The sequence below is a fragment of the Elioraea tepida genome (genome assembly GCF_019203965.1).
In the GTDB taxonomy this organism is placed as follows: Bacteria; Pseudomonadota; Alphaproteobacteria; order Acetobacterales; family Acetobacteraceae; genus Elioraea_A; species Elioraea_A tepida.
In genome coordinates, this window is record NZ_CP076448.1 from 2426554 (window position 1) to 2450990 (window position 24437).

Below are 24437 nucleotides of genomic sequence, written 5' to 3' on the forward strand. Positions count from 1 at the left end.
GCCGGCGACCGTCCCCGCCGCTGCGAGAAGGATCGCCCCTCCGATGAAGCCCTTGCGCAAGGCCGTGCTTCCGGTTGCCGGGCTCGGCACGCGGTTCCTGCCGGCGACCAAGGCGATGGCCAAGGAGATGCTCCCGGTCGTCGACAAGCCGCTGATCCAGTACGCGGTGGAAGAGGCGCGGGCAGCCGGAATCGAGCAGTTCTGCTTCGTCACCGGGCGGGGCAAGACCGCGCTTGTCGAACATTTCGACATCGCCTTCGAGCTCGAGGCGACTTTGCGCGAGCGCGGCAAGACGGAGGCGCTCGCCCAGCTCGAGGGTGCCTCCGCCGTGCCCGGCAGCATCGTCTCGGTGCGGCAGCAGGTGCCGCTCGGCTTGGGCCACGCGATCTGGTGTGCGCGCGCCTTCGTCGCCGACGACCCGTTCGCGATCCTCCTGCCCGATGACCTCGTGCTCGCCGACGTCTCCTGGGTCAAGCAGCTCGCCGACGTCTACCGCGAGACGGGGGGAAATGTGGTGGCGGTCGAGGAGGTACCGCGTGAGCACACCAACCGCTACGGGATCCTCAAGGTGGGCCGCGACGACGGACGGGTGGTCGAAGTCACCGGCCTCGTCGAGAAGCCGAAACCAGAGGAGGCGCCGTCGACGCTCTCGATCGTCGGCCGCTACGTGCTCCTGCCCGATGTGATCGGCGAGATCGCCCGCTTCGAGAAGGGGGCGGGCGGCGAGATCCAGCTCACCGACGCGATGGCGCGGCTGATCGGTCGGCAGCCCTTCCACGGTCTGCGCTGCGCGGGCAGGAGGTTCGACTGCGGCGACAAGGCGGGGTTTCTCGAGGCGCAGATCGCCTTCGCTCTCGCGAGGCCCGACCTCGCCGCGAAGGTGCGCGCCTTCCTTCCCCGCTACGCCTGAGGCAAGGCGATGCGGATCGCGATGATCGGCGGCGGATATGTCGGCCTCGTCTCGGGCGCCTGCTTCGCCGAGTTCGGTATCGAGGTGGCCGTGGTCGAGGCGGATCGGGCGAAGCTCGCCGCGCTCCAGGCCGGCCGGATGCCGATCTACGAGCCCGGGCTCGAGTCGCTCGTGGCGAGCAACGTCGCCGCCGGGCGGCTCTCCTTCGGGGACGACATCGATGCCGCCGTGGCCGGAGCCGAGGCGGTGTTCATAGCGGTCGGGACGCCGACGCGCCGCGGCGACGGCCATGCCGACCTCTCATACGTCTTCGCCGCCGCGGAACAGGTGGCGCGCGCGCTCGACCACTATGCCGTGATTGTGACGAAATCCACCGTCCCCGTCGGCACCGGGCGGAAAGTGGCCGAGATCGTGCGCGCAACCCGGCCAGACCTTGATTTCGACATCGCCTCGAACCCGGAATTTCTGCGCGAGGGCAGCGCGATCGGCGATTTCATGCGGCCCGACCGGGTGGTGATCGGCACCGACAGCGAGCGTGCCCGCGAGGTGCTGAGGCGACTCTACCGCCCGCTCTACCTGATCGAGACGCCGATTGTCTTTACCGGGCTCGAGACCGCCGAGCTCATCAAGTACGCGGCCAACGCCTTCCTTGCGATGAAGGTCACCTTCATCAACGAGATGGCCGATCTCGCTGAGGCCGTCGGGGCGGATGTGCATGACATCGCCCGCGGCATCGGCCTCGATGGGCGGATCGGGCGCAAGTTCCTCCACCCCGGCCCGGGCTTTGGCGGCTCCTGCTTCCCGAAGGATACGCTCGCGCTCGTGCGCACCGCCCAGGAGCACCACGCGCCGACACGGCTGATCGAGACCGTGGTGGCGGTGAACGAGGCGCGCAAGGCCTCGATGGCCTCGCGGATCATCTCGGCCTGCGGCGGGTCGGTGCGCGGCAAGCGCATCGCCGTGCTCGGCCTGACCTTCAAGCCCGAGACCGACGACATGCGCGATGCGCCCTCGCTCTCGATCGTGCCTCGCCTCGTGGAGAACGGCGCGATCGTGACCGCCTACGACCCGGAGGGCATGGAGCAGGCGAAGCCCCTTCTGCCCCCGTCCGTCGCTTACGCCGCCGACGCGCTCGCCGCCGCCCGAGGGGCTGACGCGCTCGTCCTGATCACGGAATGGAACGAGTTCCGCGCGATCTCGCCTGAGCGGCTGCGGGCCGCGATGGCGGGCGACGTCGTGGTCGACCTCCGCAATGTCTGGGATCCGGTGGCGATGCGCCGGGCCGGTTTCCGCTACTCCTCGATCGGCAGGCCCTGAAGGGAGCGCTCGCCATGGCCTTCAGCCACCGTTTCGACCCGACAAGCCTTCGCGAATACGACATCCGCGGCATCGTCGGCCGCACGCTCTCGGAGCGTGATGCGTTCGCGATCGGCCGATGCTTTGGAAGCCTCGTCGTCCGACGGGGCGGGTCGGTGGTCGCGGTCGGGCGTGACGGTCGGCTATCTGGCCCCGCGCTCGAGCAGGCTCTGGTGGACGGACTGAAGGCCTGCGGGCTTCGCGTGCTGCGCATGGGGGTGGGCCCGACCCCGATGCTCTACTTCCTCAACGTCGCGCGCGGCTGCGACGGCGCGATCCAGGTGACGGGAAGCCACAACCCCCCCGACCACAACGGCTTCAAGATGGTGCTCGGCGGCAAGCCCTTTTTCGGCGGAGAGATTGAGGAGATCGGCCGGATGGCGGCGTCGGGCGACGTCGTCCCGGAGGCCGCGGGCAGCGAGGAGCCGGTCGACATCGCGCCCGAGTATGTCGAGCGCATTCTGCGCGACTGGGACGGCGGCGACCGGGCGCTCACCGTGGTCTGGGACAACGGCAATGGCGCGGCCGGCGAGGTGCTCGCGCGCCTCGTCGCTGGGCTTCCCGGCCGGCACGAGATCCTCTTCCCCGAGATCGACGGCACCTTCCCCAACCACCACCCTGACCCGACCGTTCCGAAGAACCTCGAGGCGCTGATCGCGCGCGTCACCGCCACAGGCGCCGATCTTGGCATCGCCTTCGACGGGGACGCCGACCGGATCGGTGTGGTCGATGACAAGGGGCACATCCTGTTCGGCGACCAGCTTCTGATCGTGCTCGCCCGCGACGTGCTCTCCCGCAACCCGGGCGCCACCATCATTAGCGATGTCAAGGCCTCGCAGGTTCTGTTCGACGAGATCGCCCGCTCGGGCGGCAGGCCGCTGATGTGGAAGACCGGGCATTCGCTCGTGAAGGCGAAGATGGCGGAGACCGGGGCGCCGCTCGCGGGCGAGATGAGCGGGCATGTATTCTTCGCCGAGCGCTGGTACGGCTTCGACGATGCGCTCTACGCCGCCGTTCGGCTGCTTGGCGTGGTCGCGCGCCTCTCCGAGCCTCTCTCGGCCGTCCGCGCCGCCCTGCCGCAGGTGGTGAACACGCCCGAGCTTCGCCTGCCCTGCGACGACACGCGCAAATTCGACGTCGTGCGCGAGGTGGCGGCGCGCCTCAAGGCGGCCGGGGCACGCGTCTCCGATGTCGATGGCGTTCGGGTGACGACCGAGGATGGCTGGTGGCTGTTGCGCGCCTCCAACACCCAGGCGGTTCTCGTGGCGCGGGCTGAGTCGACCACTGGACCGGCCGGGCTCGAGCGTCTGAAGGCGGCGCTCGCCGACCAGCTCGCCGCCTCGGGGATCAGGCTCGATCTCGAGGCCGCCGCATCCGGCCACTGAGGCCGGCACCCGCGATGCGGGTGTTCCTCTACGGGACCCTGATGGACCCGGCGGTGTTCCAGCGCATCGCCGGAACGGCCGCGCCGCTCGAGGCGGCGCGTCCCGCCCTGCTCGAAGGCTGGCGTCGTGTCACGCTCCGCGCGGCGCCCTTCCCGACGCTCCTGCGTGACCCCTCTGGCCGCGTGGACGGGCTCCTCGCCACGATCCCCCTGGCCCTGCTTCCGCCCCTACACGCTTACGAGGGCCAGCTCTACCGTTTCGTCACCGTGCGGGTTCTCAGCGACGGGGCGATCCTCTCCGCCCGCGCCTGGGTGGCCCATCCAAGCCGGGCCGACCCGCGCCGCCCCTGGCCGCCTGCCTGAGCGACGGGCGCCGAGCGACTTTCCGATCACGATTTCGTGATCTTTCCTTGCATGGCCGATATGCGCCAACCTCATACTTATTTCGTCCAAGAACCGAACGAACGGGGAGGTTTCGAATGCGCATCGCTGCCGTGGCCGCGCTTGCGGCGATCGTCGCCGCAACACCAGGCGACGCCTCAGCGCAGGCGCGTTGGGAACCCTCCCGCCCGGTGCAGTTCCTCGTCCCGGCGGGAACCGGCGGCGGCGCCGACCAGATGGCCCGCGTGATCCAGGGCATCGTCTCCAAGCACAACCTGATGCGCCAGCCGATCGTGGTGGTAAACAAGGGCGGCGGCGCCGGTGCGGAGGCCTTCCTCGAGGCGAAGGGGGCTCGCGGCAACCCGCACCTCTTGATCATCACTCTCTCGAACCTGTTCACCACGCCGATCGCCACGGGTATCCCATTCAACTGGCGCGACCTCACGCCCGTGAAGATGCTCGCGCTCGACGAATTCGTCCTCTGGGTGAATGCAGACGCCCCCTATCGGACGGTTCCCGCCTTCCTCGAGGCGGCGCGCGCCAACCGTCTGCGGTTCGGCGGCACCGGCTCGCGCCAGGAGGACCAGATCATCGTCGCCGCCATCACCAAGGCCACCGGCATCCCCTTCACCTACATTCCTTACCAGGGTGGCGGCGCGGTGGCGGTGGCGCTCGTCGGCGGCCATCTCGAGGCGACGGTGAACAATCCGATCGAGGCGGTCAGCCACTGGCGCGCCGGCAAGGTCAGGCCGCTCTGCGTGTTCGACAGCAGGCGGCTTCCGGTCACCGAGAAGATGACCGAGACCGAAGCCTGGAGCGACATCCCAACCTGCCGCGAGAGCGGGCTCGATGTCGAATACCTGATGATGCGCGCGATCTTCATGCCCCCAGGCGTGACCCAGGCGCAGGTGAACTTCTACATCGACCTTCTCGAGAAGGTGCGGCAGACCGAAGAGTGGAAGGACCTGATGAAGCAGGGCGCCTTCAACCTCACGACGCTCACCGGCCAGCCCTTCGTCGAATGGCTCACCCGCGAGGAGGAGCGTCACCGCACGCTGATGACGGAAGCCGGCTTCGCGGCAGCACGCTGAACGCACGCGCGGATGCTGAGCCGCTTCCGGGGCATAAGCGCCCGCCACGCCGAGCTCGGGCTCGCGGCTCTGTTCGCGGTCGTAGCCGCGCTTGCGATCGCCGACTCGCTTAGGATCGGCGCCGGCTGGGGCGAGGACGGGCCGCGCTCCGGCTATTTCCCGTTCTGGGTCGGCGTCGTGCTACTCGCCGCGTCGCTCGCCCAGCTCGCCTCCGCTCTCGGCGTGCGGCCGCGCGACCTCTTCGCCACGCGCGAGGAGCTCGGCCGCGTGGCCTCGGTTCTCGTTCCCGCAGCGGTACAGGTGGCGCTGATGCCGCTCCTCGGCCTCTACCTCTCCTCCGCCCTGCTTGTGGCCTGGTTCATGGCGCGGATTGGCGGTTTCTCCTGGGGCCTTGCCGCCGCATCCGGGGCGGCGACCGCTCTTGTCGCCTTCGTGGTGTTCGAGATCTGGTTCCTCGTCGCCCTGCCGAAGGGGCCAATCGAAGAGCTGCTCGGCTTCTGATCGCGCGCAGGGCACCGGAGGAGGGAATGGACCAGTTCGGCCTCCTGCTGAACGGCTTCGCCGTCGCTCTCGACCCCAGGAACGTCGCGCTGATGCTGATCGGCATCGTGCTCGGCGTGGTGATCGGCGTTCTGCCGGGCCTTGGCGGCGCGAACGGGGTGGCGATCCTGTTGCCGCTCACCTTCAGCCTCCCGCCGGTGAGCGCGATCATCCTCCTCTCCTGCATCTACTGGGGGGCGCTGTTCGGCGGGGCGATCACCTCCATCCTGTTCAACATCCCGGGCGAGCCCTGGTCGGTCGCGACCACCTTCGACGGCTACCCGATGGCGCAGCAGGGCCGCGCGGCTGAGGCGCTGACGGCAGCCTTCACCTCCTCCTTCGTCGGCGCCTTCTTCGCGATCGTGATGATCACCTTCGTCGCCCCGCTCGTGGCCGGCTTCGCGCTCCGCTTCGGCCCTCCCGAGTTCTTCGCGGTGATGTTCCTCGCCTTCGCCTCCTTCATCGGCATGGGCTCCGGTTCGCCTCTGAAGACCCTGATCGTCACCATGGCCGGGTTCCTGCTCGCCTGCGTCGGGCTCGACAGCGTCACCGGCTCGCTCCGCCTCACCTTCGGCTCGACCGAACTGATGCGCGGCTTCGACTTCCTCGTCGCGGTGATCGGCCTGTTCGGGATCGGCGAGATCCTCACCTCGATTGAGGAGGGGCTCGCGTTCCGCGGCGCTGCGGCGGCGATCGACCTCTCTGTGGTGCGCCGCACCTGGGCGGAACTGCCGCGGCATTGGGCGCTGTCGCTCCGCTCCGCCCTGATCGGCTGCTGGATGGGTGTGACGCCTGCCGGAGCCACCCCTGCCTCCTTCATGAGCTACGGGGTGGCGCGGCGCATGGCGAGGCCCGGCGAGGTGCCGTTCGGCAAGGGCCGGATCGAGGGCGTGATCGCGCCTGAGACGGCGGCGCACGCGGCCGGCACCTCGGCGCTTCTGCCGATGCTCGCGCTTGGCGTGCCAGGCTCCCCAACCGCCGCGGTGCTCTTGGGCGGGCTGATGATGTGGGGCCTACAGCCCGGGCCGATGCTGTTCGTCGAGCAGGCGGATTTCGTCTGGGGCCTGATCGCCTCGATGTATCTCGGCAACCTCGTCGGCCTCCTGCTCGTGCTGTTCGCGGTGCCGTGGTTCGCGGCCATCCTGCGCGTTCCCTTCGCGGTGATCGCCGCCCTGATCCTCGTGATCTGCTCGATCGGCGCCTACACGGTGAACAACGCCTGGTTCGACGTCGTGGTGATGCTCGCCTTCGGCGTGCTCGGCTATGCGATGAAGAAGCTCGACTATCCGCTCGCGCCACTCGTGCTCGCGCTTGTGCTCGGCAACCGCACCGAGCAGGCCTTCCGACAGTCGATGCTGTCCTCGCAAGGCGACCTTGGCGTCTTCTTCTCCAACTGGCTCGTCGGCTCGATCATGACGGCCGGGCTCGTGCTTCTGTTCTGGCCACTGTTCAGCCGCCTGCGCGGGGCGGTGCAGGTGGCGCTCTCGCGTCGCGCGGGCTGAGCGGCACGAGGCGTCTCGGCAGCCAGGCTCGGGCATCCCGGTCGCAGGATCCCGGTGCACGACCGCGCGGGCGAAGCGACGCGTGCGAGGCCGGCGCCGGATCCGCATCGATCGAGGGGTGCAATGTCCGCCTCCGCAGGCCTGGGCGACCATCCTGCTCTCGCAAGGACGTTCTCAGCGGACTAGCCGGGGCAGCGGATGCGCGCGATGCTCGCGCCCGCCACGCCATCAGAGAGGCCGCCGATGCTGCAGACACCGCCCGCGCTTCCCGGCATGCCCGAAGACGAGATCGACACGCCTGCGCTGCTGCTCGACCTCGACGCCTTCGAGCGGAACCTCGACACCATGGCCGCCCTGCTCGCGCCGACCGGAGCGAGGCTCCGGGCCCATGCGAAGACCCACAAATCCGCCACGATCGCCCGGCTTCAGGCCGAGCGCGCCGGCGCGGTGGGGCAATGCGTTCAGAAGGTCGGCGAGGCCGAGGCGCTCATCTGGGGCGGCATCGGCGACGTCATCGTCACCAACGAGGTGGTCGGCCGGGAGAAGCTCGCGCGACTCTTCGGCCTCACGCGTCTTGCGCGCGTCTCCGTCTGCGTTGATGACCCGGTCCAGATCGCCCTGCTCGAGGGGGCGGCGGAAGCAACCGGCGGGCGGATCGAGGCGCTCGTCGAGATCGATGTCGGGATGGAGCGCTGCGGCATCGCGCCCGGGCCCCCTGCGGTCGCGCTCGCCGAGCGGATCGCCGGCTCGCGGCATCTCGTGTTCGGGGGGCTTCAGGCCTATCACGGCCGCGCGCAGCATCTGCGAAGGGCGGAAGAGCGTCAGGCGGCGATTGCAGAGGCAGCCGAGGCGACGCGCCGGACGGTGGAGCAGCTCCGCCAGCGCGGCCTCGTCTGCCGCGTTGTGGGCGGCGCCGGCACGGGAACCTTCGCGCTCGAGGCCGCTTCCGGCATCTGGAACGAGATCCAGGCCGGCTCGTTCTGCTTCATGGACGCCGACTACGCCCGAAACCTCGAGGCGGACGGTTCACCGGTCTCGACCTTCCGCCACGCCCTGTTCGTGCTCGCGACCGTGATCAGCACGCCGCGGCCTGGCCTTGCCGTGCTCGATGTCGGCCACAAGGGGGTCGCGGTCGATTGCGGCCTGCCGCTCGTGTGGCAGATGCCGGATGTGCGCTACGTCGGTGCCTCGGACGAGCATGGCAAACTCGTCTGGGAGGGCGGCGACCGCCGGCTCGCGATCGGGCAGAAGCTCCGCCTCATCCCCGGGCACTGCGACCCGACGGTCGATCGCTACGACTGGTATGTCGGCGTCAGGGGGGGGCGGGTGGAGAGCGTCTTTCCCGTCGATGCCCGCGGCGCGATGCGCTGACGGCAGGCGGGGCCGGCCTGTTCTGCTCCTCAGTCGCGTGGGCGTGGGCTCGACGCCACGCCAGCGGGGGGGATCGCCGTGCAGGCCTGCTTGCGGCGCGCGCGATCGGAACACGCGCGCTGCGCCTCTGCCGCCGTGAGGTTCGTCACCTGGGCGCGGAACAGCGTGCGGCCGGAGCGGGTCCGCACCGGCGTGACGGTGCTCTCGGCGCGCGCGATGCCGATCTGGCGCTCGGCGTTCCGGGCGGCCGAGAGCGCCTGGGCGCGCGTCGAGAAGGCGCCGACCTGCACCGCCCAGTCGGTCACGGGCCCCTGGCGGCCGCGCGTCGCCTGGCGTTCCGCCCTGTGCATCGCAGCACGCTCCGGTTGAGGTGTCGCGGCATTGGCGCGCGAGACCAGGGCGAAGGAGGTGTGGGAGGCGAACCGGGCCGTGCCGCCGAAGGCGTCGTCGAGCAGGCTTGCCACATGCCGGTCGCGCTCCTCCGCCGTCGCTCCGCCGAACACGGCGGCGACCACGCGACGGCCGTCACGCTCAGCCGAGACAAGGACGTTGAAGCCGCTCTCGCGGATGAAGCCGGTCTTGATCCCGTCCGTCCCCTCATAGCCGGTCAAGAGCCGAAGGTTGTGGTTGCGGTGCACTTTGCCGCGGAAGCGGAACTGTTCCGTCGCGAAGTAGCGATAGAAGCCCGGATGGTCGAGGATGATGCGTCGCCCAAGCGTGGCCATGTCCCGTGCGGTGGTGACCTGCTCGCGGTCGGGCAGGCCGGAGGCGTTCCGGAACACGGTCTCCCGCATGCCGATCGAGCGCGCCTTTAGCGTCATCAGCCGCGCGAAGGCCGGCTCCGATCCGGCGAAGTGCTCGGCGATCGCGACCGCGACGTCGTTCGCCGACTTGGTGATGATGGCAAGCAGGGCCTGCTCGAGCGTGATCCGCGTGCCGGGCGGCAGGCCGATCTTCGAGGGCGGGGCGGCGGCGGCGTTGGGCGAGATCACGAGGGTGTCGGACAAGCGGGCGCGGCCCTCCGCCACGGCATCGAACACGAGGAACGCCGTCATCACCTTGGCGAGCGAGGCGGGGCGGCGGGGTTCGTCCGGATCGACGGCCGAGAGCACCCGGCCGGACGCCGCGTCGATCACGATCGAGGCGTAGCGCCCGCTGCCGATCTGCGCGGTGGCCGGCGCGGCGGCTAAGGCGAGGAGGATCGCGGCGAGAACGGACCTGAGGAAGCCGCCGGCGCGCCGCAGGAGGGGGTGATCCATTCGTCCTCGCCCTTTTCGTTCTCGCCCGTCCTTTTCAGCCGGTGCACGCCGGCGCGATGCTCCGACCGTAGGTAGTTCCGCCGTGGCCTGTCCAGACGGAAGAAGCGTAAACGCAGACACTTAGCGGCGATTGTTGCAGGCAGGCCACGCTCCGCGCAGGACTCGGCCGTTGTGCAGTGCAACAAAGCGCTTGACCCGGAGCATCATGCACGCCATTTTCCGATCGTGCTGCAGCGCAGCAAAACGCGCTGCCATATGACCCCGATCGTAGGACCGCGGCGACCCCGCGCGTGAAAAGGAAGAGATAACCATGAGCAGCAGGACGAAAGCCGCCCCCGCGATGGACGCCGGTGTCGAGGCAGTGGACACCCTCGTGAAGCAGGGTGCGGAGATCGCGGAGAAGGGCTTCGAGCAGGCCCATAGCATCCTGAAGCAGAACATGGACGAGGCGCAGAAGCATGCGGCCGTCGCACAGCGCACGCTCGAGGAGGCGATCGCCTTCGGCCGCGGCAATCTCGAGGCGTTCGTGAAGTCCTCGACGATCCTCACCGAGGGCATGCAGGAGCTCGCGCGTGCGACGCTCGCCTTCGGCCAGGCCGCCTTCGCCGACGGGATCGAGAACGCCAAGGCGCTGGCCGCCGTGAAGTCGGTGCGCGAGGCGCTAGACCTCCAGGCTGCGTTCGCCAAGGCCTCGACGGAGAAGATGGTCGCGGAGACGACGAAGCTTACCGAGACCTCTGCGAAGCTCGCCGAGAAGGTGATGGCGCCGATGATCGAGCGCATGAACCAGGCGGTAAAGACCTTCGGCAAGCCGATCGCCGCCTGAGGGGAGCAATTCCGGGCGCGTGCTTCGCCCGGAGGCAGCGCTGCCGAATTTCCCGGCAGACCTTCTGTTGTGGCCCGGGTGGCTTGCCGCCCGGGCCATTCTCATGTCGCCCGCATCCGGTTCGCCCGGAGTTTACGGTGTCTCCACCGTCACGCGCGACGCTCGCCGGCATGGAGGCCGCGGCACACCCTTTCAACGCTCGGCCCCGATCCGATATCATCAGCAAGCTCCGGCAGGGCGCACGCCGCGCCGGATGGGTGGGTGCATCGCGACAGCGGAGTGTTGATACGGCACGCAGCCATGAGCGACACGGAGAGGCGGGGCAACCAGGGTGGCGACGCGCCGGGCACCGGCGTGGTGATCAAGACTCGGCCGAAAACGCGCAAGCCCTCGATGTACAAGGTGCTGATGCTGAACGACGACTACACGCCAATGGAGTTCGTCGTGCACGTTCTCGAGCGCTTCTTCAACAAGAGCCGGGAGGAGGCGACCCGGATCATGCTGCATGTGCACCGGCGCGGGGTCGGGGTGTGCGGCGTGTTCACCTACGAGGTCGCCGAGACCAAGGTGACGCAGGTGATGGACCTGGCGCGCCAGCACCAGCACCCGTTGCAGTGCACAATCGAGAAGGAGTGATCCTTCCCGGTGCGCGAAGGGGCACGATATCTGCATCATGCCCGGCGGGGGCGATCGGCGGAATGGCCGCCGGAGCCTCCAGGGCAGCGGCCCTGATGTGAGGCCGCGAGCGCAAGGAGAGCGTGCGCATGTTGTCCCGGACCCTTGAGCAGACACTCCACCGCGCGCTCAGTCTCGCCTCGGAACGCAAGCACGAATACGCCACACTCGAGCATCTGCTTCTGTCGCTCTTGGACGATCCCGACGCGGCCAACGTGCTGCGCGCCTGTGCGGTGGACAGTGAGCGGCTTCGCCGTGAGGTGACCGAGTTCCTTGACAAGGACCTCGCCGGCCTCGTCACCGACCGCGGCGGGGATCCAAAGCCGACCGCCGGATTCCAGCGCGTCGTGCAGCGCGCCGCCATCCATGTGCAGTCCTCCGGCCGCGACGAGGTCACAGGCGCCAACGTGCTCGTCGCGCTGTTCTCCGAACGAGAAAGCCATGCCGTCTACTTCCTGCAGCAGCAGGACATGACGCGCCTCGATGCCGTGAACTTCATCAGCCACGGCATCGCCAAGGTGCCTGGGCGGAGCGAGAAGCGCCCCGTGCAGGGAACGAACGAGGGCGAAGGAGGCGAGGGGCGCGAGGAGAAGCCGTCGCGCCGCAGCCAGGAGGCGCTCAGCACCTATTGCATCAACCTCAACAAGAAGGCGGCGGCCGGGAAGATCGACCCGCTCATTGGCCGCGAGCAGGAGGTCGAGCGCACCATCCAGATCCTCTGCCGCCGAACGAAGAACAACCCGCTCTATGTGGGCGACCCGGGCGTGGGCAAGACGGCGATCGCCGAGGGGCTCGCGAAGCGGATCATCGAGGGCGACGTGCCCGAGGTGCTCGCGAAATGCACCATCTACGCCCTCGACATGGGCGCCCTGCTCGCCGGCACGCGCTACCGCGGCGATTTCGAGGAGCGGCTGAAGGCGGTGGTGTCGGAGCTCGAGGCGCAGGGCGGCTCGGCCATCCTGTTCATCGACGAGATCCACACCGTTATCGGCGCGGGTGCCACCTCCGGCGGGGCGATGGATGCGTCGAACCTGCTCAAGCCCGCGCTTGCGTCCGGCACGCTGCGCTGCATCGGCTCCACCACCTACAAGGAGTATCGCAACTATTTCGAGAAGGACCGCGCGCTCGTCCGCCGCTTCCAGAAGATCGACGTGGCCGAGCCCTCGCTCGATGACGCGATCAAGATCCTCAAGGGGCTCAAGGCGAACTACGAGAAGCACCACAAGGTCCGCTACACCGACGACGCGATCAAGGCGGCGGTGGAGCTCTCCGCCCGCTACATCCATGACCGCAAGCTCCCCGACAAGGCGATCGACGTGATCGACGAGGTCGGCGCCTCGCGGATGCTCCTGCCCGAGAACAAGCGCCGCAAGACGGTGACGGTGAAGGATGTCGAGGACATCGTCGCCAAGATCGCGCGGATCCCGCCCAAGGCGGTCTCGACCGACGATCGCGAGACGCTGCGCAACCTCGAACGCGACCTCAAGGCGATGGTGTTCGGCCAGGACAAGGCGATCGAGGCGCTCGCCTCGGCCATCAAGCTCGCCCGCGCGGGCCTGCGCGACAGCGACAAGCCGATCGGCAACTACCTGTTCTCCGGCCCCACCGGCGTGGGCAAGACCGAGGTGGCGAAGCAGCTCGCGAAGCTCCTTGGCATCGAGCTGATACGCTTCGACATGTCGGAGTACATGGAGCGGCACTCGGTCAGCCGCCTGATCGGCGCGCCGCCTGGCTATGTCGGCTTCGACCAGGGCGGGCTCTTGACCGATGCGGTCGACCAGCACCCGCACTGCGTCCTCCTCCTCGATGAGATCGAGAAGGCGCATCCGGACCTCTACAACATCCTGTTGCAGGTGATGGACCACGGGAAGCTTACCGACCACAACGGCAAGCAGGTCGACTTCCGAAACGTGATCCTGATCATGACGACGAACGCGGGCGCCTCCGATCTCGCCAGGAACGCGATCGGCTTCGCACGCGAGGGGCGGGAGGGCGAGGACGAGGACGCGATCAAGCGCCTGTTCACCCCAGAGTTCCGCAACCGACTCGACGCGATCATCCCCTTCGCGAACCTCACGCCAGACATCGTCGGCCGTGTCGTCGACAAGTTCATTATGCAGCTCGAGGCCCAGCTCGCCGACCGCAACGTCACGATCGAGCTGACGGACGGAGCGCGCATGTGGCTCGCCGAGAAGGGTTACGACCGGCTCTATGGCGCCCGGCCGCTTGCCCGGGTGATCCAGGAGCATGTGAAGAAGCCGCTTGCCGAGGAGCTCCTCTTCGGCCGCCTGACCAAGGGCGGGGCGGTGCGTGTCGGCGTGGACGAGGAGGGCAAGTCGCTGTCCTTCGCCTTCGTCGAGGCACCGTTGGCTGCGCTGCCGAAGCCGGAGGGCGACGGCGGCGAGGGTGACGAGGAGAGGGCGCCGGAGGCGGTGGAGTAGCGGCGCCGCGCGAGCGCCTGCGCCTCCGCAGCGGCCGAGGTGGCCGCTCCGGAGAACGAGGCCACAGCCCGGGGCGGGGAGGGAAGCGCCGCGGCTCTGACGACTGAGCCTTTCCCCGCCCGGTGCCCTCCTCACGCCGGTCGCGTGCGCGTCCATCCGAGCTTCGCTAACGCCGCCGACGAGCAACGATCGCGGGGCACTGCGGGCGGGCAGGCGGCAAGCGGCCCGGGCTCGACTCCAGAGGCGACTCATCCTGCGCGCTTTCGGGCCCGCATCCGTTCCGTCTAGCGTCCCTGACACGTGTCAATTCCGCTCTGGCGCCGAGCTTCGGTTGCGCTACTCTGTGTTCACGACATGGAAGAAACCTGAATGAACAGGGGGATTTGCATGGCCTCGGCCGAGCCTCTTCGCGTCGTTGCTCAACGTCTCGGCTCCCTGCCCCCGCCCTGCGCCCATTGCGACGCCCGCGAACGGAACTTCTGCGCCGCCCTCGACCCGGCGGAGCTTGCCGAGCTCGCCAAGGTGATGACGGAGGCAACGCTTCCGCCTGGTGGCGTTCTGTTCCACGAAGGCGCTCCGGCAGACTACGTGATGAACGTCACCGATGGTGCGGTGAAGCTGTTCAAGCTGCTCGGCGACGGACGGCGGCAGATCCTCGGTTTCCGGTTCGCAGGCGACTTCATCGGCCTTTCCGCCGGCGCCGACTATTCCTACTCCGCCGAATCGCTCACGGAGGCGAAGCTCTGCCGGTTTCCGCGCCGCAAGCTCGATGCGGTCCGCGAACGTTTTCCCCAGCTCGACCGACGGCTTCTCTCGCTCTCGATCGACGAGCTGACGGCCGCTCAGGAGCAGCTTCTGCTGCTCGGGCGCAAGACCGCCGAGGAGCGACTCGTGTCGTTCCTCATCCTGCTCTCGCAGGGGCAGGTCCGCCGCGGCCAGACGGCCGACCCGGTCGTGCTCCCGATGACACGTTCCGACATCGCCGACTATTTGGGCCTGACCATCGAGACGGTCAGCCGCACCTTCTCGGCCTTGAAGAAGAAAGGGCTGATCGAACTCCAGGACACGACCCACATCCATCTGGTCGACCGCGACCGGCTTGAGGAGATGGCGTCCGGCCTCGCCTGAGATGGTGCCTTCCTGACCCATCGCCGGGATGCGACCGTGACGGTGACACGGGGTGCGACAAGGCCGCCGTCTCGCGTTGCGACCCGGAGCTTGTCCTGAGGCGGTAAACGGGTCGTGCGATGCGGCTCTGCCCCGCGTAGAGGCGCCGAGTGACGCCGCGCTTGGCGTGGCGGTTTCGCGTCATCGGGGTCTCGGCACGGTGCCTCGGTCGTTCAGGTGCCGCCTGCTCAAGCGCTGTGGCCCCCGGACACCTGCCGTCCCGAAGCCCCCGTGGGCGAGCATGATGACGGGGTTGCTTTTGCACCGTTCCCTCAGCGCGTCGTTGTTCGAGCGGTTGACCTTCCGCGGAGGGGCTGAGGCGGAGTGATGGGCAGGCGAGGGGGGTTGCCACGGCGGTGGAGCGTGACGCTGCCTGAGCACGTTCGAGCGTGCGGGCGCCAGCGCAGGCTGGAGCCCGGCCGCTCAGCCGAGCGCGTGCTCGTTGATGCAGGCCACGCGCCTGGCCGGGCCATGTGGCGCGAGAGGTGGCACTGTCTCGGCGCAATCCGCTCGGGCGTGCAGGCAACGCTTGCGGAAGACGCAGCCCGAGGGCGGATCGGACGGGCTCGGCGGCTCGCCCGACAGCAGGATGCGCCTGGTTCGCCGTGCAGGATCGAGCCGGGGTGTGGCCGAGAGCAGGGCGCGCGTGTACGGGTGCGCAGGGGCCTCGAACACCGCCCGCACCGGTCCCTCCTCCATCACCCGGCCGAGATACATCACCACCACGCGGTCGCAGAGGTGCCGCACCACGTGCAGGTCGTGGCTGATCAGCAGCAAGGTCAGCCCGAGCCGTGCCCGCAGCTCGTCGAGCAGTGTGAGGATCTGCGCCTGGATCGAGACGTCGAGCGCGCTCACCGGCTCGTCGGCGACCAGGAAGGCGGGTTGGACCGCAAGCGCGCGGGCGATGCCGATGCGCTGTCGCTGCCCGCCGGAGAACTCGTGCGGGAAACGCCGCGCATGGGCCGGTTCGAGCCCGACCTGGCGCAGCAGCGCATCGACCCGCGCGGCGCGCTCGGCAGCGGGAACGAGGCCGTGGATCGCAAGCCCGTCGGCGATCTGCGCGCCCACCCGCCGCCGCGGGTCGAGGCTGCCGAACGGGTCCTGGAACACGATCTGCAGGTGCCGGCGCAGCCGGCGCCACTCCGCGCGCGAGACGCCGGCGATCGGGCGCCCCTCGAACAGGATCCGCCCCTCGCTCGGCGGCGTCAGCCCGAGCAGCAGCCGCCCCAGCGTGCTCTTGCCGGAACCGGATTCGCCGACGACGCCCACCGCCGCGCCGCGCGGGATCGCGAGATCGACGCCGCGCACGGCGTGCACCGGCCGGCCGCGGCGGAACAGGCCACCGCCCCGGAAGGTCTTGGAGACCCCGACGGCCTCGATCAGTGGCCCGCTGGTCATGCCGACGCGGTCTCGCCCCGCATGACATCGAGGCGCACGCAGCGCACGTGCCGACCCTCCTGCGGCGCGAGCGGTGCAACCCCCGCCGCGCAGGCAGGAGCGGCATGCGGACAGCGCGGCGCGAAGCGGCAGCCGGGCGGCAGGGCATGCGGCGGCGGCACCGTGCCGGGAATGGCCTCGGGCTTTGCCTCACCCTCTGGCACAGCGGCGAGCAGCGCGCGCGTGTAGGGATGGAGGGGCCGCGCGAACACCGACGCCGTGTCGCCCTGCTCGACCACCTGGCCGGCATACATCACGACCACACGGTCGGCGATCTCGGCCACGAGGCCGAGATTGTGGGTAATGAAGACGACCGCCATGCCGGTCTCGCGCCGGAGATCGGCGAGCAGGTCCAGGATCTGCGCCTGCACCGTCACGTCGAGCGCCGTGGTGGGTTCGTCGGCGATCAACAGGCGCGGCTTGTTGGCGATCGCGATCGCGATCATCACGCGCTGGCGCATTCCGCCTGACATCTCGTGCGGGAAGGCCCGGCTCCGCCGCTCCGGGTCGGCGATGCCGACGCGTCGGAACAGTGCCACCGCCTCGCGGCGCGCCGCCGCCGCGGTGATCGGCCGATGCGCCAGGATCGCCTCCGCCACCTGGTCGCCGGTGCGGTGAACCGGGTTGAGGCTGCTCATCGGGTCCTGGAACACCATCGCGATGGCGTTGCCGCGCAACTGCCTGAGCGCCGTCTCGTGAAGACGCAGAAGGTCAACGCCGTCGAACCAGGCCGCACCGGCGGCGACGCGCGCGGCCGGCGGCAGGAGCCCCATCACGGCGGCCGCCGTCAGCGACTTGCCCGATCCCGACTCGCCGACGATCGCCACCGTCTCACCAGGGCCCACGGCCAGGGAGACGTCCTCGACCGGCCGGATCACCCCGGCCGGCGTATCGATCTCGACCGTCAGCCCCTCCACCTTCAGAACGGCGTCAGAGCGCGGAGGCGGCAGGAGGCCGGGCAGCACGCGGTCGATCGCGCGCAGCCGGACGGCCGCGGCGGTTCGGGGGTCAACCCAGTCCCGAAGCGCGTCGCACAGAAGGTTCATCGCAAGGATGGTGACGGTCAGCGCCGCGCAGGGCCAGAGCAGCAGGAGCGGGGCCTGCGCCATCGTCGCGCGCGCCCCGCGGATCATGAGCCCCCAGGAGGGTTCGGGCGGGACCACGCCGAGGCCGAGAAAGGAGAGCCCGCTCTCCAGCACCACCGCTGCCGCGACCGCGAGCGACAGCTGCACCAGGATCGGCCCGGCGACGTTCGGCAGCACCGTGACGAGGAGGATGCGCAAAGGACCCGCGCCGAGCGCGCGAACCGCCTCGACGTAGTCGTGGCTGCGTGCCGACAGGACCTCGGCGTAGGTCACCCGCACAAAGCCCGGCAGGAACAGGATCGACAGCACCAGGATCAGCGTGGCCGTCCCAGGCCCGAGCAGCGTGACGACGAGAAGCGCGAGCAGGATCGGCGGGAAGCAGAGCACGATGTCCATACTGCGCAGCGCGAGGAGCTCACCGAGACCGCGGAACCAGCCGCCCAGCAGCCCGAGCAGCGTGCCGAGCGCGCAGGCGATGCCGGCCGAGGCGAAGGCGACTGTGAGCGAGGCGCGCGCGCCCCAGATCAGGCGCGAGAGTACGTCGCGGCCGAACTCGTCGCGCCCGAGCGGGCTGCCCGGGCCGGGGCCGGAAAGGCGTCGGGCGACGTCCTGTCGCACCGGGTCGGGAAGGTCCAGGAGCGGCGCGGCAAGCGCGATCAGCACGATCGCCGCGACCAGCGCCCCCGGAACCGCAAGCCGCCTCACGCGTGCCGGATCCTCGGGTCGAGCGCGGCGTAGACCAGGTCCATCACCAGGTTGAGCGCGACGAACAGCACCGAGATGGTCAGCACGATGCCGATCACCATCGGGTAGTCGCGCGCCTCCACCGCCTTGAGCAGCGGCGTCGACAGGCCGGGCCAGTTGAACACGTATTCGACCAGCACCGTGCCGCCGAGCAGCGTGCCCATGTGCAGCGCGAGCACGGTCAGCACGGGGATGATGGCGTTGCGCACGACGTGGTGGACCAGGATGCGCGCGGGCGACAGCCCCTTGGCGCGCGCGGTACGCACGAAGTCGCGCGAGAGCGAATCGAGCACCGCCGCGCGCGTCATGCGGAACACCACCGCGACGAGGCCCTTGGCGATCGCGAGCGCAGGCATGGTCAGGAGCGTCAGGTGCTGCCACGGGTCCCGCGCCAGCGGCACGTAGCCGCCAGCGGGCATCCAGCGCAGCCACTGCGCGAACACCAGCACCAGCAGCGTGCCGACGACGAAGATCGGCACCGCGAGCAGAAGCGCGGCCGTGGCGCTGGTCGCGCGGTCGAACACCGTGCCGCGCCTCAGCGCCGCCTCCGTGCCGACGGGAATGCCGATCATGACCGCGAGAACGGCACCGGCCGCGATCAGCTCGAGCGTGCGCGGCAGGCGCAGCAACACCTCGTCCATGACCGGATGGTCGTCGATCATCGAGGTGCCGAGATCGCCGCGTGCGAGCCGGCCGAGGAAGTCGCCGTACTGCACGAGGAATGGGCGGTCGAGGCCGAGCCGCTCGCGCAGCTCGGCCACAGCCGCCGGATCGGGCGCCACCCCGCCTGAGCTGAGCAGGAGCTCGGCGGGATCGCCCGGAACCAGATGGATCACCGTGAACACCACGGTCGCGACGGTCCAGATCAGCACAAGGCTGACCACGACGCGCCGGGCCGCCCACAGTAGCATCGGCTGATCAGCCGATCGACGCCTCCTCGAGCGTGATGCCGGAGTAGAAGTTCAGCGCGCCGCCGAGCGCCTTGAACCCCTTCACCTCGGGCGTCATCGCGTAGCCCTGGCTGCGCCAGGCGAGGCCGACGATCGGCGCCTCGGCGAGCGCGATCCTCTGCAGCTCGGCGTAGATCGCGCGCCGCTTGCCTCCGTCGAACTCGGCACGACCCGCTGCGAGGAGCTCCTCGATTCGGGGCACGCGCAGCCCGAAACTGCGGACGAACGAGGGGGCGAGCGAGCCGTCGATCAGCGTGCTCAGCCCGTCCGGGTCGTTGTTCTCGGTCGTCGTGCCCATCACAGCGATGTCGTACTGGCCGCGGTTGCCGAGGGTGACGCGCGTCGCCCAGTCGGGCAGGCGGAGTTCGGCCTGGATCCCCACCGCGGCGAGGTTCTGCTGCACCACTTCGGCGGTGTCCTTGTGCATTCCGTATTGCGCCGTCGCGAGGATGCTGGTGGTGAACCCGTTGGGCACCCCCGCCTCGGCGAGCAGGGCGCGTGCGCGCGCGGGGTCATAGCGCCAGCCCGAAGCGAGCTCCGGGTCGTGGAAGGCGCTGCCCGGCATCAAGGGCAGCCCCTCGAGCGGCGAGCCGCGGCCGAAGAACGCTGCCTTGACGATCTCCTCGCGCTTGATCGCATGCGCGATCGCGCGGCGGATGCGCGCATCGCCGAGATGGGGCCGCGTCGCGTTGAACACGAGGTACATGAACGGGCCGTCGGTCGCGTCCAGCCTGAGCTTCGGATCGGCCTCGATCGAGGCCATGGCCTGCCAGGGCACGTACTCGATCAGGTCGACGTCGCCTGCCTGCAGGGCGGCCACGCGCAGGTTTTCGTCGGCATAGGCGACCATTCGGATGCCGCGCAGCCTCGGAAGGCCGGGTTTGTAGTAACGGTCGAACGCTTCGAGATCGAGCGAGACGCCGCGCTCCTGCCCCTTCAGCACGAAGGGGCCGGCACCGACCGGCAGGCTGCCTGCGCCGGTCGGCGAGCGCGGCGAGACCATCATCATGTGGTAGCTCGCGAACCAGAGCGGCAGCGTGACCATCGGCTCCGCCGTGACGATCCGCACGGTGCGCGCGTCGGGCGTCTCGATCCGTGCGATCCGCTGCGCCTGGGCCCGATGATAGGCGGTCGAGCGTTCCGATGCCATCTGCTCAAGGTTCCAGCGGATGTCCTCGGCGGTGACGCGGTCGCCGTTCTGGAACAGCGCGTTCTCGCGGAGCCGGAACGTCCAGCTGGTCGGGCTGTCGTTGCTCCAGGCCTCGGCGAGCTCGCCGCGCAACGAACCGTCCGGTGCGAAGGAGACGAGGCCGCGATGGATCAGAAGCTTCACGGTCGCCGCCGCTGTGCCGGTGTTCACCCAGGGCTGGATGCTCGGCGGAAAGGAGGAGAGGCCGAAACGCAGCACGCCGGTCTGGCGCTGCGCCCGCGCCGGCCATGCCCGCAAGAACGGCAGCGCCGCGCCGGCGGCAAGGAGTGAACGACGGGTCGGTGTCATGGTCGTCTCCCTTGGTGGTGTTCACGGGCCGGGCCGGCCGGGAGGCTAGCCGGCGCCGTAAATCGCCCGCGCCTCGGCCGCGCTGAGGCGGCCCTCGCGGATGTCGCGCTCGACCGCCGCCCGGTCGCGTCCCGCCGGCGGCCCGTAGCCGCCGCCTCCCGGGGTGATGATCTCCACCCATTGGCCCGGGCGCAATGTCCCGTTGCCGAAATGGAAGGGCTCGACGCCGGGGCCGAACACGAAGCGGCCCTTGCCACCCGGAAGGCCGCCCCGGAGGCCCCAGGGCGCCGAGCGTAGCCGCGCGCCGTCGAGCCGGAGCCGGCACTCTGCCTCGGCGCGATAGACGCGGCGCAGCCCCATCCCGCCGCGATGGGTGCCGGGCCCGCCCGAGCCCTCGACCAGCTCGTAGCGCAACACGGTCAGCGGATACTCGGTCTCCAGCGCCTCGACCGGCAGGTTGGACGTGTTGGTCGTGTGCACGTGCACGCCGTCGAGCCCGTCCTTGGTCGCGCGCGCGCCGAAGCCGCCGCCGATCGTCTCGAGATAGACCCAGGGCTCGCCCGTCCCGGGCTGGCGGCCGACGAAGCTCGCGACGAAGCAGGCACCGTTGTGCGCGGCCGTGACGCGCTCGGGCACGGCCTGGGCGAGCGCGCCGTGGATCAGGTCGACCACGCGCTGGCAGGTCGAGAGCCGAGCGTTCACCGCCGCCGGGTGGACGCAGTTCACAACGCTGCCTTCACGGGCGGTGACGATCAGCGGGCGGGCGAGGCCGGCATTCGGGAGGATGGTCGGATCGACCACCGTCTTGACGGCGTAATAGACGGTCGCGAGCAGGGCGGTGTAGGTCATGTTGATCCCGGCGCGCACCTGGTCCGGCCCGTCGAAATGCAGGCGCATCGTGTCGCCGTTGACTTCGAGCTCGATCGAGAGCGCGAGCTCCCCCTCGATTTCGGGGCTGTCGTGCACGTCCTCGAAGCGCCAGACGCCGTCGGGGATCGCGGCGATGCCGGCGCGCATCTTGCGTTCGGCGTAGTCGAGCAGCGCGGCGCCGGCCGCGAGAACCGTCTCGGTTCCGTACTTAGCGCACAGCGCCTGCATCCGGGCGACGCCGAGCCGGTTCGCCGCCATCTGCGCACGCAGGTCGGAGAGGCGCTCGCGCGGCACCTGGCAGTTCAGCAGGATCAGCTCCTGGATGTCCTCCTGCAGCCGGCCTTCACGGTAGAGCCGGATCGGCGGGATTCGAAGCCCTTCTTGATAGATGTGGGCGTGGCCGCGATCGGCGAAGTCGGCGTGATGCGCGAGATTGACGGCCCAGGCGACGAGGCGGCCAGCGACGAAGATCGGCTCGGCGAGCACGATGTCGGGCAGGTGCGTGCCGCCGCCCTCGTACGCGTCGTTGCCGACGAAGACGTCGCCGGGGCGGATCTGCTCGAGCGGGTGGCGCTTGAGGATTCGCTCGATCACGCCGATGAAGCTGCCCAGGTGGATCGGGATGTGCTCGGCCTGGCAGAGCGTGCGGCCCTCGATGTCGAACAGGGCGGTCGAGCAGTCGCGCCGCTCCTTGATGTTGGTCGAGTAGGAGGCGCGCACGAGGGTCTCGCCCATCTCCTCGACGATCGAGGAGAGTGCCGAGCCGATCACCTCGACCGTGATCGGATCGACCTTCGGACGGCCGATGTCGAGCGTCACGTTCATGCCGTGGCCTCCAGGATCAAGTTTTCGTAGCCGTCCACGCGCGCCGCCATGCCGGGCAGAACGAGCGTGGTCGAGTCCATCTGCTCGACGATCGCGGGGCCCGCGATCCGGTTGCCCGGGACCAGGCGGTCGCGGGCATAGACCGGGACCGAGACGAAGCCGCCCGCCTCCGGCAGCCAGACGTCGCGCACGCCCTCGCGTGCGGCGCCCGCATCCTCTGGCCCGGGCGGTCGCGCAGTGAACGAGGCCTTGCGCACCAGCCCCGTGGCCTCGATGCGGAAGGTGACGAGCTGCACCGGCTCGCCCTCGGCGACGAAGCCGTAGACCCGGCGGTGCTCGGCGGCGAACCCGTTCGCGAGGAAAGCGAGCGTCGAGGAATCGAAGGGCCCGTCCGGCAGCGCGACGGGCAGCTCGTAGTTCTGCCCGGCGTAGCGCATGTCGATGCTGCGCGCCACTCGGCGTGCCTCGGCGGGGATGCCTTCGAGGTCGAACCACGCGGCGGCCTGCGCGGCAAGCGTCTCGAACGCCTCGCGCATCGGCGCGAGCGCCTCCTTGTTGAGCGGGGTCAGCCGCGTGGCAGCGAAATCGGCGCGCAGATCGGTCAAGAGCAGCCCGATCGCGCACAGGATTCCCGGGTTGCGCGGCACCAGAACGCGACGGATCTCGAGCTCGCGTGCAAGCCGCGCCGCGTGCAACGGGCCCGCGCCGCCGAACGCCATCAGCGTGTAGTCGCGCGGATCGTGGCCGCGCTGCACGCTGATCACGCGGATCGCCTTCGCCATGTTGGCGGTGACGACCGAGAGGATGCCCTGCGCGGTCTCCATCGTCTCCATGCCAAGCCGCCTCGCCAGCCGCTCGATCGCGGCGATCGCGCGGTCGCGCCGGATCGGCATCCGCCCGCCGAGCAGATGCGTCGGATGCAGCGTGCCGAGCACCACATTCGCGTCCGTCACAGTCGGCGCGTCGTTGCCGCGATCGTAACAGACCGGCCCCGGATCGGCGCCGGCGCTGCGCGGGCCGACCTTCAGCAGGCCGCCGCTGTCCACATGGGCGATCGAGCCGCCGCCCGCGCCCACCGTGTGGATGTCGAGCGTCGGCGCCTTGATCGGATAGCCGTGGACGATGCTCTCGCTCGCGAGCCTCGGCTCGCCGCTCTTAAGCAGCGCGACATCGGTGCTGGTGCCGCCCATGTCGAAGGTGATCAGGTCGGGGAACCCCGCCATCCGCCCGATCGCCTGGGCGCCGACCACGCCGGTGGAGGGGCCCGAGAGCACCATGCGGACCGGCAGGTTCGCCGCCGCCTCGAGCCCCATCACGCCGCCGTTCGACTGCGTCAGGTGCGGCCTCGCCGTCATGCCGAGCGCGGCCAGACGGTCGGCGAGCCGGCGGATGTATCCCTGCATCACCGGGCCGAGATACGCGTTCACCACGGCCGTCGAGAGGCGCTCGAACTCGCGGAACTCGGGCGCGACCTCGTGGCTTACCGAGAGGAACGCCTCGGGGAATTCCTCGGCGAGGATGCGCCGCGCGGCCCGTTCGTGCTCGGGGCGGACGAAGGCGTAGAGGAAGCAGACCGCGACCGACGCGACACCGGCCCGCTTCAGCGCGCGCGCGGCCTCGCGCACCGCGATCTCGTCGAGCCGCGTCTCGACCGTGCCGTCGTGGCGCACCCGCTCAGGCACTTCGAGCCTGAGGTCGCGCGCGACCAGCACCGGCGGCTTGTCCACCTGCAGGTCGTAGAGATCGGGACGCTTCTGCCGGCCGATCTCGAGCAGGTCGCGGAAGCCCGCGGTGGTGACGAGCCCGGTCGGCACGCCGCGATGTTGGATCAGCGCATTGGTCGCGACCGTCGTGCCGTGCCCGAAATAGACGACGTCGCCCGGGACGCCGCCGACCCGGCGCATCCCCTCCTCCACGCCTTGGGCGATCGCGCGCGACGGATCATCCGGCGTTGAGGCGACCTTCCAGACCTCGATGCGGCCGCTCGTCTCGTCGAAGAGGCAGACATCCGTGAACGTGCCCCCGGAGTCGACGCCGACACGCCACGTCATGCCCAAGCTTCCCTTTGGTCGGTCGAGCATATCATGACGTATGCTAGCAAGGCCCCGGGGCGCGGCAAGACAGC

Annotated in this window: 19 protein-coding genes; 12 read left to right on the top strand and 7 right to left on the bottom strand. The window is 69.7% G+C overall.

What is annotated here, in order from left to right; all coding sequences use genetic code 11:
• The first annotated feature begins 43 nt into the window (after positions 1 to 43).
• From galU to KO353_RS11595, 8 genes are all read left to right on the top strand, one after another.
• Complete coding sequence (gene galU / locus KO353_RS11560) at positions 44 to 910, top strand: UTP--glucose-1-phosphate uridylyltransferase GalU (RefSeq protein WP_218284855.1); 867 nt, start codon at positions 44 to 46, stop codon at positions 908 to 910.
• A 9-nt stretch (positions 911 to 919) separates the two neighbouring features.
• A complete protein-coding gene (locus tag KO353_RS11565; RefSeq protein WP_218284856.1) occupies positions 920 to 2227 on the top strand; it encodes a UDP-glucose dehydrogenase family protein in 1308 nt (435 codons plus the stop codon).
• Between the two features lie 14 nt (positions 2228 to 2241).
• Positions 2242 to 3651: a phosphoglucomutase/phosphomannomutase PgmG gene (gene pgmG, locus KO353_RS11570; RefSeq protein ID WP_218284857.1), complete on the top strand. Its 1410-nt coding sequence runs from the start codon at positions 2242 to 2244 to the stop codon at positions 3649 to 3651.
• Positions 3652 to 3665: 14 nt separating this feature from the next.
• Positions 3666 to 4013, top strand: coding sequence for a gamma-glutamylcyclotransferase family protein (locus KO353_RS11575; protein ID WP_218284858.1), 348 nt, complete (start codon positions 3666 to 3668; stop codon positions 4011 to 4013).
• A 116-nt stretch (positions 4014 to 4129) separates the two neighbouring features.
• On the top strand, positions 4130 to 5122 hold the full coding sequence (locus KO353_RS11580) for a Bug family tripartite tricarboxylate transporter substrate binding protein (protein ID WP_218284859.1): 993 nt from the start codon (positions 4130 to 4132) through the stop codon (positions 5120 to 5122).
• A 12-nt stretch (positions 5123 to 5134) separates the two neighbouring features.
• Positions 5135 to 5623 (top strand): tripartite tricarboxylate transporter TctB family protein, encoded by a 489-nt coding sequence (locus KO353_RS11585; RefSeq protein WP_218284860.1) that lies wholly within the window; start codon positions 5135 to 5137, stop codon positions 5621 to 5623.
• A 26-nt stretch (positions 5624 to 5649) separates the two neighbouring features.
• On the top strand, positions 5650 to 7164 hold the full coding sequence (locus KO353_RS11590; RefSeq protein ID WP_218284861.1) for a tripartite tricarboxylate transporter permease: 1515 nt from the start codon (positions 5650 to 5652) through the stop codon (positions 7162 to 7164).
• A gap of 243 nt (positions 7165 to 7407) precedes the next feature.
• On the top strand, positions 7408 to 8535 hold the full coding sequence (locus tag KO353_RS11595; protein WP_218284862.1) for a DSD1 family PLP-dependent enzyme: 1128 nt from the start codon (positions 7408 to 7410) through the stop codon (positions 8533 to 8535).
• A 29-nt stretch (positions 8536 to 8564) separates the two neighbouring features.
• On the opposite strand, the gene KO353_RS11600 is transcribed toward KO353_RS11595, so the two are convergent.
• Positions 8565 to 9794: a D-alanyl-D-alanine carboxypeptidase gene (locus KO353_RS11600; RefSeq protein ID WP_218284863.1), complete on the bottom strand. Its 1230-nt coding sequence runs from the start codon at positions 9792 to 9794 to the stop codon at positions 8565 to 8567.
• A gap of 310 nt (positions 9795 to 10104) precedes the next feature.
• On the opposite strand from KO353_RS11600, the gene KO353_RS11605 reads away from it, so the two are divergent.
• The 4 genes from KO353_RS11605 to KO353_RS11620 all read left to right on the top strand — a co-directional run bounded on the left by KO353_RS11605 (position 10105) and on the right by KO353_RS11620 (position 14864).
• Positions 10105 to 10620, top strand: coding sequence for a phasin family protein (locus tag KO353_RS11605; protein WP_218284864.1), 516 nt, complete (start codon positions 10105 to 10107; stop codon positions 10618 to 10620).
• A gap of 300 nt (positions 10621 to 10920) precedes the next feature.
• Positions 10921 to 11256, top strand: coding sequence for an ATP-dependent Clp protease adapter ClpS (gene clpS / locus KO353_RS11610; protein ID WP_218284865.1), 336 nt, complete (start codon positions 10921 to 10923; stop codon positions 11254 to 11256).
• A 128-nt stretch (positions 11257 to 11384) separates the two neighbouring features.
• Positions 11385 to 13736, top strand: coding sequence for an ATP-dependent Clp protease ATP-binding subunit ClpA (clpA, locus tag KO353_RS11615; protein ID WP_218284866.1), 2352 nt, complete (start codon positions 11385 to 11387; stop codon positions 13734 to 13736).
• 369 nt (positions 13737 to 14105) lie between these two features.
• Positions 14106 to 14864 carry a helix-turn-helix domain-containing protein gene (locus tag KO353_RS11620; protein WP_235691828.1) on the top strand — a complete coding sequence of 253 codons (759 nt, stop codon included), beginning with the start codon at positions 14106 to 14108 and terminating at the stop codon, positions 14862 to 14864.
• A 462-nt stretch (positions 14865 to 15326) separates the two neighbouring features.
• Here KO353_RS11620 and KO353_RS11625 read toward each other — a convergent pair whose 3' ends face one another.
• From KO353_RS11625 to KO353_RS11650, 6 genes are read right to left on the bottom strand one after another with little or no spacing between them, the layout of a single operon-like run.
• Entirely contained in the window at positions 15327 to 16301 is a 975-nt protein-coding gene (locus KO353_RS11625) for an ABC transporter ATP-binding protein (protein ID WP_218284867.1), read from the bottom strand.
• Complete coding sequence (locus KO353_RS11630; protein WP_218284868.1) at positions 16298 to 18130, bottom strand: dipeptide/oligopeptide/nickel ABC transporter permease/ATP-binding protein; 1833 nt, start codon at positions 18128 to 18130, stop codon at positions 16298 to 16300. Before KO353_RS11630 ends, KO353_RS11625 begins: the two co-directional genes overlap by 4 nt.
• Positions 18127 to 19080, bottom strand: a complete 954-nt coding sequence (locus KO353_RS11635; protein ID WP_218284869.1) for an ABC transporter permease — start codon at positions 19078 to 19080, stop codon at positions 18127 to 18129. The genes KO353_RS11630 and KO353_RS11635 overlap by 4 nt, the downstream gene beginning before the upstream one ends.
• A 7-nt stretch (positions 19081 to 19087) precedes the next feature.
• Complete coding sequence (locus KO353_RS11640) at positions 19088 to 20617, bottom strand: ABC transporter substrate-binding protein (RefSeq protein ID WP_218284870.1); 1530 nt, start codon at positions 20615 to 20617, stop codon at positions 19088 to 19090.
• A 45-nt stretch (positions 20618 to 20662) separates the two neighbouring features.
• Positions 20663 to 22312 (bottom strand): hydantoinase B/oxoprolinase family protein, encoded by a 1650-nt coding sequence (locus KO353_RS11645; protein ID WP_218284871.1) that lies wholly within the window; start codon positions 22310 to 22312, stop codon positions 20663 to 20665.
• Positions 22309 to 24393 (bottom strand): hydantoinase/oxoprolinase family protein, encoded by a 2085-nt coding sequence (locus KO353_RS11650; protein WP_235691829.1) that lies wholly within the window; start codon positions 24391 to 24393, stop codon positions 22309 to 22311. Before KO353_RS11650 ends, KO353_RS11645 begins: the two co-directional genes overlap by 4 nt.
• Between the last annotated feature and the right edge of the window lie 44 nt (positions 24394 to 24437).

Bases quoted from the DNA above. Each gene is read 5' to 3' on its own strand.
- galU (WP_218284855.1), top strand. From the start codon at position 44: ATGAAGCCCTTGCGCAAGGCCGTGCTTCCGGTTGCCGGGCTCGGCACG.
- KO353_RS11565 (WP_218284856.1), top strand. From the start codon at position 920: ATGCGGATCGCGATGATCGGCGGCGGATATGTCGGCCTCGTCTCGGGC.
- pgmG (WP_218284857.1), top strand. From the start codon at position 2,242: ATGGCCTTCAGCCACCGTTTCGACCCGACAAGCCTTCGCGAATACGAC.
- KO353_RS11575 (WP_218284858.1), top strand. From the start codon at position 3,666: ATGCGGGTGTTCCTCTACGGGACCCTGATGGACCCGGCGGTGTTCCAG.
- KO353_RS11580 (WP_218284859.1), top strand. From the start codon at position 4,130: ATGCGCATCGCTGCCGTGGCCGCGCTTGCGGCGATCGTCGCCGCAACA.
- KO353_RS11585 (WP_218284860.1), top strand. From the start codon at position 5,135: ATGCTGAGCCGCTTCCGGGGCATAAGCGCCCGCCACGCCGAGCTCGGG.
- KO353_RS11590 (WP_218284861.1), top strand. From the start codon at position 5,650: ATGGACCAGTTCGGCCTCCTGCTGAACGGCTTCGCCGTCGCTCTCGAC.
- KO353_RS11595 (WP_218284862.1), top strand. From the start codon at position 7,408: ATGCTGCAGACACCGCCCGCGCTTCCCGGCATGCCCGAAGACGAGATC.
- KO353_RS11600 (WP_218284863.1), bottom strand. From the start codon at position 9,794: ATGGATCACCCCCTCCTGCGGCGCGCCGGCGGCTTCCTCAGGTCCGTT.
- KO353_RS11605 (WP_218284864.1), top strand. From the start codon at position 10,105: ATGAGCAGCAGGACGAAAGCCGCCCCCGCGATGGACGCCGGTGTCGAG.
- clpS (WP_218284865.1), top strand. From the start codon at position 10,921: ATGAGCGACACGGAGAGGCGGGGCAACCAGGGTGGCGACGCGCCGGGC.
- clpA (WP_218284866.1), top strand. From the start codon at position 11,385: ATGTTGTCCCGGACCCTTGAGCAGACACTCCACCGCGCGCTCAGTCTC.
- KO353_RS11620 (WP_235691828.1), top strand. From the start codon at position 14,106: ATGAACAGGGGGATTTGCATGGCCTCGGCCGAGCCTCTTCGCGTCGTT.
- KO353_RS11625 (WP_218284867.1), bottom strand. From the start codon at position 16,301: ATGACCAGCGGGCCACTGATCGAGGCCGTCGGGGTCTCCAAGACCTTC.
- KO353_RS11635 (WP_218284869.1), bottom strand. From the start codon at position 19,080: ATGCTACTGTGGGCGGCCCGGCGCGTCGTGGTCAGCCTTGTGCTGATC.
- KO353_RS11640 (WP_218284870.1), bottom strand. From the start codon at position 20,617: ATGACACCGACCCGTCGTTCACTCCTTGCCGCCGGCGCGGCGCTGCCG.
- KO353_RS11645 (WP_218284871.1), bottom strand. From the start codon at position 22,312: ATGAACGTGACGCTCGACATCGGCCGTCCGAAGGTCGATCCGATCACG.
- KO353_RS11650 (WP_235691829.1), bottom strand. From the start codon at position 24,393: ATGCTCGACCGACCAAAGGGAAGCTTGGGCATGACGTGGCGTGTCGGC.